We start from the raw sequence: 11,278 nt of genomic DNA, 5'->3' as shown, positions 1-11,278 counted from the left end.
CTCCGTCTAGATATTTTAACCATAAAATATCTGCCGCATCGTTGTACCGTATTCCGACTGTCTCGTGGCGCGCTTAGGAGATCATGATGTCTTTCTCGTTTTCCGCATTCAAACGCAAGATGCTGCTGGGCACCATCGCCGCAGCCGCGCTGGCCGCTCCGCTCGGCGGCATGGCTGAGGCAGCGGACTTCAAGTTCGCCGGCCCGCTCGATGCCTATACGCTCGATCCGCATGCGGTTTCCAACACGCTGATCTTCGCCGTTCTTGCCAATGTCTACGAGCCGCTTGTGCGCCGTAACGCCGAGCAGAAGATCGAGGGGGCACTTGCGACCGACTGGAAACAGATCGACGGCACGACCTGGGAATTCAACCTCCGCAAGGACGTGAAATTTTCGAACGGCAATGCCTTCACCGCCGATGACGTGGTCTTCTCGCTGACCCGCGGCCAGGCCGGCGGCATCAAGGCGAACCTCAATTCGATCGCCTCGATCGAGAAGGTCGACGATTACAAGATCCGCATCAAGACCCGCGCCATCAACCCGATCCTGCCGAACCAGATCACCAACTGGTACATCATGGACAAGGAATGGGCCGAAGCGAACAACACCGTGCAGCCGGGTGCCGCCAACAACGCGACCGAGACGTTTGCCAACCGCAATGCCATGGGCACCGGTCCCTACGTCATCAAGGAACGGGATCCGGGCGTGAAGACGGTCTTTGCGCCAAACCCCGGCTGGTGGGACAAGAAGACCGGCAATGTCGACAACGCGACGTTCTTCGTCATCCCCAACCCGTCGACCCGCGTATCCGCACTCATCTCCGGCGAAGTCGACATGATCGACGGCGTGCCGCCGCAGGATGCCGAGCGCATCGAGAACGATCCCAAGCTGCACATGCAGGCCGGCCCGGACCTTCGCACCATCTACATCCAGCCGGACGTCGCCCGCGACAGCCTGATCTTCGGCAGCGAAAAGACCAAGAACCCCTTCAAGGACCTGAAGGTCCGCCAGGCCATGGAACTGGCGATCGACACCGGCGCGATCCAGAAGCGCATCATGCGCAACTTCTCGGTCCCGGTCGGCCTGCCAATCGGCAAGGAAGTCAACGGTTTCGACGCAGCCCTCGGCGCACCGGTAAAGCCCGACGTCGACAAGGCCAAGGCGCTGATGAAGGAAGCCGGCTACGAAAACGGTTTCTCCGTGACATTGGATTGCACCAGCGACCGGTTCATGAACGACGAGGCGACCTGCCTTGCGGTCGCCGCCTCGCTCGCCCGCATCAACATCAAGGTCGATCCGCGCGCCCAGCCGACCGCCAAATGGGCGACCCAGGTCAACCCGCCGGAATACAATACCAGCTTGGCCATGCTCGGTTATTCGCCGGCAACTTATGACGCCCACATCTTCCTGACCTCGATCGCCGCCACCCGTGACGCCAAGAGCGGCCTCGGCGCCTTCAACATCGGCGGCTATTCCAATCCGGAAGTCGACAAGCTGATCGACCTGATCGGCAAGGAGACCGACCAGGCAAAGCGCACCGGCTATATCACCCAGGCCTTCAAGCTCATGAAAGCCGACGTCGCCTTCATTCCGCTCCACCAGTTGAACATTCTCTGGGGCGTGAAGGACAATGTCACCGTCGTCCAGCCGGCCGACCTTGCCTATCCGCTGCGTTATTTCACGGTGAAGTAATGACGATTGCATCCGACATCTCGCGCCAGCTTGCCGGCCTCGTTGCTTTCCCGACTGTCAGTGCCGTTTCCAACCTCGACCTGATCAAATATGTCGAAGACCAGACCGCCCCCTTCGGAGGGCGTGTCCGGCGCTTTGCCAATCCCGAGGGCGACAAGGCAAACGTGCTGATCACGATCGGCCCGGAAGCGCCCGGTGGCATCATCTTCAGCGGCCACACGGACGTGGTGCCGACCGAGGGGCAGGCCTGGACCGGCGATCCCTGGACGCTGAGAGAAGCGAACGGCCGCCTGATCGGTCGCGGCGCCACCGACATGAAGGGCTTTCTCGCCTGCTGTCTGGCGGCCGTGCCCGGCATCGCCTCGAAAAATCTCAAGAAGCCTGTCCACCTCGCCTTTTCCTATGACGAGGAAGTCGGCTGCACCGGCGTCGGCTCCATGGCCGAATGGGTGGGCCAAAGCGACCTGAAGCCACGCCTTGCCGTGATCGGCGAAGCGACCAGCATGGACATGATCGCGGCCCACAAGGGCGGACTGATCGGCTGGTGCCGCATCAAGGGCAAGCCCGGTCATTCCTCCCAGCCGGACCGCTATGTCAACGCCGTCATGGTCGCCGGCGACATGATCGCCGAGATCAACCGCATCCGCGAGGACATGCGCAACGGCCCGCGGTTCGAAGGGCTCGACCCGCCCTATTCGACCACCCAGGTCACCGTCATCAGGGGCGGCCTGCACGGCAATATCGTCTCGGAAAACTGCGAATTCTTCTGGGAAATGCGCCTCATCCCGGGTCAGAACACCTATGAGGTTCTGGACCACATGAAGCGTTTTGCCGCCGAAAAGCTCGAGCCGGCCATGAAGGCGATCGATCCGTCCTGCGGCATCGTCTTCGACGTCCAGGCCAGCATCCCGGGCCTTAAGCCCAATGATGATCCGGCGCTCGACGCTGAACTGTTGGGCCTTCTCGGTCGCACCGAACCCCGCTATGTTTCCTATGGCACGGAAGCGGGCATTTTCCAGATCGCCGGCGTCCCATCGGTCGTCATCGGCCCGGGCGATATTGCCGACGCCCATCAGCCGGACGAGTCGGTCGCCATTTCCGAGCTCGAGAAATGCACCGCTTTCCTCGACCAGCTCGGGGATAGCTGCTGCTGAGGAATTAGCTGTGCTGAACTATGCCGCGTCACGGATCGTGCAGACGGTCATCGTCCTGCTCGTGATCAGCTTCATCGCCTTCCTGCTGGTCGCCAATATCGGCGACCCGCTGGCGGCCCTCCTCTCCGCCGACGCGACCGTCAACGAGCGGCTGGAACTGATCGCCAAGCTCGGCCTCGATCAACCCCTCTGGACGCGCTTCCTGCATTTCATCGGCAACATGCTGCAGGGCGATTTCGGCTTTTCCTATCGCACCCAGGATCCGGTCGCCAACCTGATCGCCGAACGCCTGCCCGCGACGGTCGAGCTCGCCTTCGTCAGCCTGCTGATCACCATCGCGGTCGGCGTGCCGGCCGGCATCTATTGCGGCGTCAACCCGAACTCGTTGTTCGGCCGCTTCATCATGCTGATCTCGACGGCCGGCATCACGCTTCCGAACTTCGTCGTCGGCATCCTGTTGATCGCAGTGTTTTCGGTCCAGCTCGGCCTGCTCCCCTCCTTCGGGCGCGGCACGGTGGTCGATCTCGGTTTCTGGAAGACCGGGCTTCTCAGCGTCTCCGGCTGGCGGGCAATCCTCCTGCCGGCAGCCACCCTTTCCACCTTCCAGGTCGCCTTCATCATCCGCATGCTGCGCACCCAGCTGATGGAAGTCGGCCAGAGCGAACACATCCGCTTTGCCCGCGCCCGCGGTCTGTCGGAAGCGCGCATCTGGTATGTCTACGCAATCAAGAACACGCTGCTGCCGGTCATCACCATGCTCGGCCTGCAGCTCGGCAATATCATCGCCTTCTCGGTGGTCACGGAAAACGTCTTCGCCTGGCCGGGTCTCGGCTCGCTCTTCCTGCAATCGATCCAGGGTGCCGACATTCCGGTCATCGCCATCTACCTGATCTTCGTCGGCCTGGTCTTCATGGTCATCAATCTCATCGTCGAACTGCTTTATCCGCTGATCGACGCCCGCGTGTTGAGGAGGCAAACATGACGCCTGTCGTCAACACTCCCGCGGCCGGCCCCGTTCGCCGCAGCAGAAGCACCAAGCTTCTGCGGGCCATCCGCAAGGCACCCGGCCCAACGCTCTGCGCAATCATGATCTTCGCACTGCTCATCTACGCCTTCGTCGTGCCGCTGTTCTCGGCGAACCCATTCGAATTCTCCGGAATGTCGGTGCTGGACAGTTTCATTCCGCCGGCATGGATGGCGGACGGCTCTCCGGATTTCCCGCTCGGCACCGACGACCAGGGTCGCAACCTGATCACCGCCATGGCCTATGGCATGCGCACCTCTATCATCGTCGGCTTCCTGTCGGTCACCATCGGCCTCGTCCTCGGCGGCAGCCTTGGCCTGATCGCCGGCTTCGTCGGCGGCAAGGTGGACGCCTTCATCATGCGCGTCGCAGATGTGCAGCTTGCCTATCCCGCGCTGCTGCTGGCAATGATCATCGATGGCGCCGCCCGTGCCGTGCTTGGCACCGAGCGCAGCGTGACCACCGCGATTACCATCGTCGTGATGTCCATCGGCATCGCATTCTGGGTCCAGTATGCCCGCACGATCCGCTCGTCCGTGATGATCGAGCGCGATCAGGACTATGTCTCGGCCGCCCGCATCACCGGTCGCAGCAATCTCGCGATCATCGTCCTGCATATCCTGCCGAATGTCATGGCACCGGTTCTGGTCATCGCCACCATCAATCTCGGCATCGCCATCATCACCGAGGCGACCTTGAGCTTTCTCGGCATCGGCATTCCGGTCACCTCGCCGTCGCTCGGCACGCTGATCCGCAACGGCAACAACTTCCTGCAGTCGGGCGAATGGTGGATCTCGGTCTGGCCCTGCCTGATTCTCGTCCTCTTCGTCGTCTCGGTAAACATCCTCGGCGATCACCTGCGCGATGTCTACAATCCGCGCCTGCGGGGCCGCTCATGATCACCTCAACCGCCCCACTCCTCGACGTCCGCGACCTCACAGTCACCATCAACCGCGATGGCCGGCTGGTCACCGCGCTCGACAAGGTGTCCTTCTTCGTCAATCCCGGCGAAGTGCTCGGCATCGTCGGCGAATCCGGCGCCGGCAAGTCGATCACCGGCGCTGCGATTATCGACCTCCTGGTGCCCCCGCTGAAACGCACCGGCGGCACTATCACCCTTGCCGGCACCCGGCTCGACCAGCTTTCCCCGAAAGCGATGCGCAGCGTGCGCGGCGGCCGGATCGGTTTCGTCTTCCAGGACCCGATGACCAGCCTCAACCCGGTGATCACGATCGGCCAGCAGCTCTGCGACACCATCCAGGCTCATCTGAAGCTGGGCGGCAGCCAGACGAAAAAGAGGGCGCTCGACTGGCTCGATCGCGTCGGCCTGCCCAATCCGGATGTCCAGTTCAAGCGTTTCCCGCACCAGCTCTCCGGCGGCATGCGGCAGCGCGTGGTGATCGCTCTCGCGCTCTGCGCCGACCCCGTGCTGGTCATCGCAGACGAGCCGACCACGGCCCTCGACGTCTCCGTGCAGGCCCATATCCTCGAACTGCTGCGCGACCTGCATCGTGAGAGCAATGTCAGCATGATGCTGATCACCCACGACCTCGGCGTCATCGCCAAGATGGCCGATCGTGTCGCGGTGCTTTATGCCGGCCGCGTCGCCGAGATCAGCCCCGTCGGCGAGCTCTTCAGCGCGCCGAAACATCCCTATACGCGTGGCCTCATCCGCGCGACGCCGATGCCGTCGGCCACCGGCGAGATGCGGCTCGACCAGATCCCCGGCGCCATGCCGGGGCTCGGTGCGGTTCCGCCCGGTTGCGCCTTCAACCCGCGCTGTTTCCGCGCGCAAGGCGATTGCCGCGCGACCATACCGCCGCTCCATCACGAGAAAAGCTCCGCCTTTTCCTGTTTCCATCCGCTGGAAAGGGTGACCGCATGAGCGCTTCCGATTTCCTCATCCTCAACCATGTCAGCAAGGTCTATCGCCGCAACCAGAGCCTTCTCGAGCGTCTGAAGAAGAGCGAGAGCGGCGGCACCAAGGCCGTCAGCGACGTCAGCCTCACCGTCCGCTACGGCGAGACCATGGGCCTGGTTGGCGAAAGCGGCTGCGGCAAGTCCACGCTGGCGCGCCTTGTCTCCGGCCTGATGGCGCCGACATCCGGCGAAATCAGTTTCCCGCCGAACGCATCAGGCAACAAGCCGCGCCTGCAGATGATCTTCCAGGATCCCTATTCCTCGCTCAACGGCCGCTGGACGATCGAGGACATCGTCGCCGAACCGATCCGGGTGCATAAGCTGCGCAACGGCCGCGCCGCCATCCGCGCTCGTGTCGACGAATTGCTGGTCCAGGTCGGACTTTCTGCCGCGGATGCGGAGAAATATCCGCAGGAATTCTCAGGCGGCCAGCGGCAGCGCATATGCATTGCCCGGGCGCTGGCCGGCGAGCCGGAATTCCTGATCCTCGACGAACCGACCTCGGCGCTCGACGTGTCGGTACAGGCGCAGATCCTCAATCTGCTCCGCGACCTGCAGAAGAACCTGCACCTCACCAGCCTGTTCATTACCCACAATCTCTCGGTCGTGCGCATCATGGCCGACCGGATCGGCGTCATGTATCTCGGCGAGTTGGTCGAGGAGGCGACTTCGGAAGAACTGTTCCGCAAGCCGCGCCATCCCTATACGCGCCTGCTGATCGACGCGGCGCCGGACATGGATACCAGCGATCGGTCGCTGCATCCGATCGCCGGCGAGCTGCCGAACCCGGCCTTCCCGCCCTCCGGCTGCCGTTTCCACACCCGCTGTCCCTTCGCGCAGGATATCTGCCGCAACACCTTGCCGCCGCAGAAGGCAACCGAGACCGGCAGCATGTTCCGCTGCCATTTCGATCTCGACCTCTCCAACGCATCGGTCTTCCCGCCCGCCGCGAAGGTCAAGACCGCCTGAATGTCCAAGGATGCCCCGATGACGACCGCCTCCCGCCAAGCAACGATCGACAAGGCCGTCGGTTATCTGGATAACGGCTCCTTCGAGGAAACCTTGCGCAGGCGCGTGGCGATCCCTTCCGCCAGCCGCGTCGCCGCCAACAAGCCGGATCTCTGGCGCTATGTCACCGAAGACATGCAGCCCTTTTTCGAGCGCCTCGGCTTCACTACGAAGATCTACGAGAACGACACGGCACCCGGCCCGTTTCTGGCTGCCGAACGCATCGAAGACCCGAGCTTCACTACCGTCCTGCAATATGGCCATGGCGATGTCGTTGCCGGCTTAGACGGCCAGTGGGAGACAGGCCTCTCGCCCTTCGAGATGACCGAAAGGAATGGCGCCTGGTACGGCCGCGGCACGGCCGACAACAAGGGCCAGCACGCCGTGAACCTCGCCGCCGTCGAGGCACTGCTGGCGACCAAAGGTTCGCTCGGCTTCAACCTCAAATACCTGATCGAGATGGGCGAGGAATCCGGCTCGCTGGGCCTGGAGGAAATGTGCGCGGCCCATCGGGACGAGCTGAAGGCAGACGTCTTCATCGCCTCAGACGGCCCGCGCCTCGCTCTCGACCGGCCGACCATCTTTCTCGGCGCCCGCGGCGGCATGTCCTTCCACCTGGAAATCAATGCCCGCGAAAGCTTCCAGCATTCCGGCAACTGGGGCGGCATTCTCTCCAATCCCGGCATCGAACTCTGCCACGCGATCACCGCGCTGGTCGGCCGCACCGGCCAGATCAAGGTGCCCGAGATGACGCCGGGTTCGATCCCGGAAAATGTCCGCGCCGCCTTGAAGGATTGCCACATCGCGCCCGCCGCCGGCGATCCGCCGATCGAGCCCTGGTGGGGCGAGCCGGACCTGACGCCGGAAGAAAAGGTCTTTGCCTGGAGCTCCTTCGAGGTGATGGAAATGGAATGCGGCAACCTTGCCCAGCCGCTCTACGCCATCCCGCCAAAAGCCCGCGCCCGCATGCAGCTTCGTTTCCCGGTCGGTGTCGATCCGGATGCAGTCGTCCCTGCCGTCCGCAAGGCACTGATTGATGCAGGTTACGACCGCGTCGTGGTCAAGGACCCGACCGACGCGATCTTCCTCGCCAGCCGCCTCGATCCCGATCATCCATGGGTCAGACGCGTCGTAGCCTCGATCGAAAAGACGCTCGGCACTCCGCCGGCGATCCTGCCCAATCTCGGCGGCTCGCTGCCGAACAACATCTTTTCCGATCTGCTCGGCCTGCCAACGATCTGGATCCCGCATTCCTATCCCGGCTGCCTGCAGCACGCGCCGAACGAGCACCTGCCGATCTCGATCGTCCGCGAAGGCCTCGCCATGATGGCCGGGCTTTATTGGGATATCGGCGAGACCGCGGCCTGAACCTTCAGTTTTCGGCGTCAAGGCCTGCGGGCAGCGCCGCTTGCCAACACCGGACCGGTCGGCAGACCGGTCGGCGAGCCGCCGAACGGTTCGAGGCTGACGGCAAGCGTCGCGCCCTCAGCCATGTTGCGACGCAGATCCGCCGGTATCACGAGCTCTCCCGCCTGATCCGGTTCGAACACGCCGAGAGACCGCGGGTTGCCGCTGCCGGGCACAAGCCAGAGCTCCAGCGACTTTTCTTCCCGTCCGCCGGCGGCGACCGGCACGATCCGCAAACGGCCGTTTCCGGCGTCATAAGAGGCCAAAAGGTTGATCTGGTTGTTGGTGGAGGACAATTCCGCCACCAGCGGAGCGGATCCCTGCGGCCCTGGGATCACCCCCAATGCATAGACGACGGCCACAACCGCAACCGCGGAGGTGGCAAGTGAGAGCCATCGCCAGAACAGCGCGGAATCCCACAGACCCCATGTGGATGGAGCAACCCGGGCGGGGCCGAAAAGACGCGTTTCGATCCGGCCGAAGACCGCCTGGCTCGGCGCCACCTCCTCATAATCGTCGTTGAATGAGGCAAGGTCCGCCTGCCACCGTTCGACGATCCGGGCAAAAGCGCGATCGTTGGCCATCCGCTGCTCGACGGCACGGCGGGCCTCGAGCGACAGGACGCCGAGCACGTACTCGCCGGCCAGGATCTCGTCCTGCGGCCGCCTGCCCTGACTTTGTTCGCCCGACGTCATCGCTCCATGCACTCTCTCAATTTCAGAAGGCTCCGGCGCAGCCACGTGCGCACCGTATTCAACGGCACCTTCAATTCTTCCGCCAGTTCAAGATAACTCAAACCTTCCACATAGGCACGTCGAACCGCACGCGCATGCACGGAGTCGAGCTCCTGCATGCACCTGTCGATGCGACGGCCTTCATCCGCATTGGCCACCTGCTGTTCGGGATCGAGCGTGCCGTCGTCGGCAAGGTCGTAAACATCGTCAAGGTCCTCTGCGACAGGCTTCCTGGCCCGGAGGAGGTCGATCGCGTGGTTGCGCGCGATCGCCGCCAACCAGGCGAGGGGCGAACCGGTATCCACGGCGAAAGTCCTGGAGCGCTGCCAGACCCTGACATAGATTTCCTGGAGCGCTTCTTCCGCGTCTGCCCTGTCCTTCAAGATACGCAGGCAGATCGAAAATAGTTTCGGGCTCGTCGAATTATACAACGAGGCGAACGCTTTGCGATCACCCATCGCCACGCGATTGACCAGAGCTGCGATCTCGTTGCTTTGCATTCGGAAAAAACCTCGCCGCCCTGCATCTATAGAGAACGCTGAGTTCAAAAAACAAGACGCGACCTTGGCAAAATCCGGAGCAGGCCTTCTATCTCCTCGCGGCTGATATCCCGCGCTGCCTTTGCCTCGTCAGGATCACTGCTGCTCGCCGGGGCATCAGGCGGCGTCAAAGGCGGGCACCGCCCGTCGACCCTTCGCAAAAGGCTTGAAGGTCAAGGCGATCAGGAAGGCGCCGATCCCGATCCCCCAGGAGCCGACATAGAGCCATGTGTAGCTCGCGAGCGAGTCGTAGATCAGTCCTCCGGCCAGAGGGCCGGTCGCCATGCCCAGGCCGCCGGCCATTGCCGTTCCGCCGATGACGGTGCCCATCATCCGCATCGGGAAATTCTCGCGGGCGATCACCGCATAGAGCGGCATGACGCCGGCATAGATGAAGCCGAACAGGGCGGCGACCGTATAGAATGACCCGAGGCCTTGAGCGAAAACATAGGCCAGCGCCCCGAAAGCCTGGACCAGCAGACCGAGAACGAGAACCTGCTTGGCGCCGAACCGATCTCCAAGAATACCGAGGACGACGCGCCCACCCATGCCCGCCAGTCCTTCGATGCTATAGATCGACACGGCGGCGATCATCGGAATTCCGCAGGTCACCGCATAGCTCACGGTGTGGAAGATCGGACCCGAATGGGTTGCACAGCAGAAGAAATTGGTAAGCAGCAGGATGATGAACTGGGGCGACCTCACTACCTGCGCCGTCGACAGGGAGGACTGAAGTTCACCATCGGCCGGTGCAACGGCACCGCTTTTTTCAGGAGCCGGGGCACGCCGGACCAGGAGAGAGACCGGGATCATCATGACCGCGACCAGTATGGCGATGATCTGGAGGGATGTTCTCCAGTCGTAGATCGACACGAGCCACGCTGCGAATGGCGACATGGTCATCGGCGCCATTCCCATGCCGGCCGAAACCAGCGACACGGCGAGGCTTCGATGCGTGTCGAACCAGCCCGTGACGCAGGCCATCATCGGCGCAAAGATTGCCGCGATCGCCGTGCCGACGGCGAGTCCGAAGATGAGTTGGAAGGCGAGCAGCGATGACGTCAGGCTGGCCGATGCGAGACTGGCGGAAAGCAGGACCGAGCCGGCAAAAACGATGGGACGCGGTCCCCACCGATCGAACAGGCTGCCCCATGCGATGCTGGCGAATGCCATCGCGACAAAACCTATGGTCATCGCGCTCGAAACGCCGGTGACCGACCATCCGGTGTCGCGCGCGATGGGCAGGAGGAAAACGGGCAGGGAAAACATCGATCCGATGGCAAGGCAGCCGAGCAGGCCGCCGGACGCCACGATTACCCATCGATATTGAATATTGGTCATCTTCGTCTCCGTTTGCGGCACCCGGCAGCCAACCATCGCGGCAACGATGTTGCCCGCGCAGCCGTAAAATGCCGGCGTGTCAGAAAGTTCTATTGTCCGGACGGGTCCGCGATGGCCGGTTCCGGTTCCGATCGAAGCCTGCTTATTCTTCGGAAGCCTGCCTCAGTACTGATCGTGTCGGCGCAGCCACGCCATGGGGTAATCTAGGTCGTCCTCATCGCGGCCTTTCGGCACGAGATCCAGAAAATGGTAGGCGCCGTTGAGCATGTCGACGCCGCGCGAATAGCAGGAATAGGTGTGGAACACCTCGCCGCTCTCGCTCCTGCAGAAGACGCTGATGCCCACCTCTTCGGATGCGTTGCTCGGCTGGATCATTCTGTTCAGGCAACGACCGCGATAAACGGTCGCCTCAGCCGGGAGCCTCGACCGTTTGCGGTGGGCGTTTCACGCGATCTCGGGG

11 protein-coding genes are annotated in these 11,278 nt (G+C 62.8%); 7 read left to right on the top strand and 4 right to left on the bottom strand.

Going from position 1 to position 11,278, the window contains the following annotated elements:
• Window positions 1–83 precede the first annotated feature (83 nt).
• The 7 genes from J2857_RS26455 to J2857_RS26425 are packed head-to-tail and all read left to right on the top strand — an operon-like array spanning window position 84 to window position 8,165.
• Window positions 84–1,691 carry an ABC transporter substrate-binding protein gene (locus J2857_RS26455; protein WP_210013075.1) on the top strand — a complete coding sequence of 536 codons (1,608 nt, stop codon included), beginning with the start codon at window positions 84–86 and terminating at the stop codon, window positions 1,689–1,691.
• Window positions 1,691–2,845 carry an acetylornithine deacetylase gene (argE, locus tag J2857_RS26450; RefSeq protein WP_210013074.1) on the top strand — a complete coding sequence of 385 codons (1,155 nt, stop codon included), beginning with the start codon at window positions 1,691–1,693 and terminating at the stop codon, window positions 2,843–2,845. The genes J2857_RS26455 and argE overlap by 1 nt, the downstream gene beginning before the upstream one ends.
• Before the next feature lie 13 nt (window positions 2,846–2,858).
• A complete protein-coding gene (locus J2857_RS26445) occupies window positions 2,859–3,827 on the top strand; it encodes an ABC transporter permease (RefSeq protein WP_245363934.1) in 969 nt (322 codons plus the stop codon).
• Entirely contained in the window at window positions 3,824–4,768 is a 945-nt protein-coding gene (locus J2857_RS26440; RefSeq protein WP_210013072.1) for an ABC transporter permease, read from the top strand. Before J2857_RS26445 ends, J2857_RS26440 begins: the two co-directional genes overlap by 4 nt.
• Entirely contained in the window at window positions 4,765–5,754 is a 990-nt protein-coding gene (locus J2857_RS26435; protein ID WP_210013071.1) for an ABC transporter ATP-binding protein, read from the top strand. Before J2857_RS26440 ends, J2857_RS26435 begins: the two co-directional genes overlap by 4 nt.
• Complete coding sequence (locus tag J2857_RS26430; protein ID WP_210013070.1) at window positions 5,751–6,758, top strand: ABC transporter ATP-binding protein; 1,008 nt, start codon at window positions 5,751–5,753, stop codon at window positions 6,756–6,758. The genes J2857_RS26435 and J2857_RS26430 overlap by 4 nt, the downstream gene beginning before the upstream one ends.
• A gap of 18 nt (window positions 6,759–6,776) precedes the next feature.
• Entirely contained in the window at window positions 6,777–8,165 is a 1,389-nt protein-coding gene (locus J2857_RS26425) for a M20 family metallopeptidase (protein ID WP_210013069.1), read from the top strand.
• Window positions 8,166–8,182: 17 nt separating this feature from the next.
• On the opposite strand, the gene J2857_RS26420 is transcribed toward J2857_RS26425, so the two are convergent.
• The 4 genes from J2857_RS26420 to J2857_RS26405 form a co-directional block, all read right to left on the bottom strand.
• Entirely contained in the window at window positions 8,183–8,899 is a 717-nt protein-coding gene (locus J2857_RS26420) for an anti-sigma factor (protein WP_210013068.1), read from the bottom strand.
• Window positions 8,896–9,438, bottom strand: a complete 543-nt coding sequence (locus J2857_RS26415) for a sigma-70 family RNA polymerase sigma factor (RefSeq protein WP_210013067.1) — start codon at window positions 9,436–9,438, stop codon at window positions 8,896–8,898. Before J2857_RS26415 ends, J2857_RS26420 begins: the two co-directional genes overlap by 4 nt.
• Before the next feature lie 156 nt (window positions 9,439–9,594).
• Window positions 9,595–10,818, bottom strand: coding sequence for an MFS transporter (locus tag J2857_RS26410; protein ID WP_210013066.1), 1,224 nt, complete (start codon window positions 10,816–10,818; stop codon window positions 9,595–9,597).
• Between the two features lie 162 nt (window positions 10,819–10,980).
• Window positions 10,981–11,193, bottom strand: a complete 213-nt coding sequence (locus J2857_RS26405; protein WP_245363909.1) for a DUF899 family protein — start codon at window positions 11,191–11,193, stop codon at window positions 10,981–10,983.
• Window positions 11,194–11,278: the final 85 nt, after the last annotated feature.

The sequence above is a fragment of the Neorhizobium galegae genome, assembly GCF_017877055.1.
Lineage (GTDB): Bacteria > Pseudomonadota > Alphaproteobacteria > Rhizobiales > Rhizobiaceae > Neorhizobium > Neorhizobium galegae_D.
Note: the sequence above shows the minus strand (reverse complement) of the source record. Positions and strands in the feature narration are given on the sequence as shown.

Coding starts and splice junctions, on each gene's coding strand:
- argE (WP_210013074.1), top strand. CDS start 1,691: ATGACGATTGCATCCGACATCTCGCGCCAGCTTGCCGGCCTCGTTGCT.
- J2857_RS26420 (WP_210013068.1), bottom strand. CDS start 8,899: ATGACGTCGGGCGAACAAAGTCAGGGCAGGCGGCCGCAGGACGAGATC.
- J2857_RS26455 (WP_210013075.1), top strand. CDS start 84: ATGATGTCTTTCTCGTTTTCCGCATTCAAACGCAAGATGCTGCTGGGC.
- J2857_RS26425 (WP_210013069.1), top strand. CDS start 6,777: ATGACGACCGCCTCCCGCCAAGCAACGATCGACAAGGCCGTCGGTTAT.
- J2857_RS26435 (WP_210013071.1), top strand. CDS start 4,765: ATGATCACCTCAACCGCCCCACTCCTCGACGTCCGCGACCTCACAGTC.
- J2857_RS26410 (WP_210013066.1), bottom strand. CDS start 10,818: ATGACCAATATTCAATATCGATGGGTAATCGTGGCGTCCGGCGGCCTG.
- J2857_RS26415 (WP_210013067.1), bottom strand. CDS start 9,438: ATGCAAAGCAACGAGATCGCAGCTCTGGTCAATCGCGTGGCGATGGGT.
- J2857_RS26405 (WP_245363909.1), bottom strand. CDS start 11,193: ATGATCCAGCCGAGCAACGCATCCGAAGAGGTGGGCATCAGCGTCTTC.
- J2857_RS26430 (WP_210013070.1), top strand. CDS start 5,751: ATGAGCGCTTCCGATTTCCTCATCCTCAACCATGTCAGCAAGGTCTAT.
- J2857_RS26440 (WP_210013072.1), top strand. CDS start 3,824: ATGACGCCTGTCGTCAACACTCCCGCGGCCGGCCCCGTTCGCCGCAGC.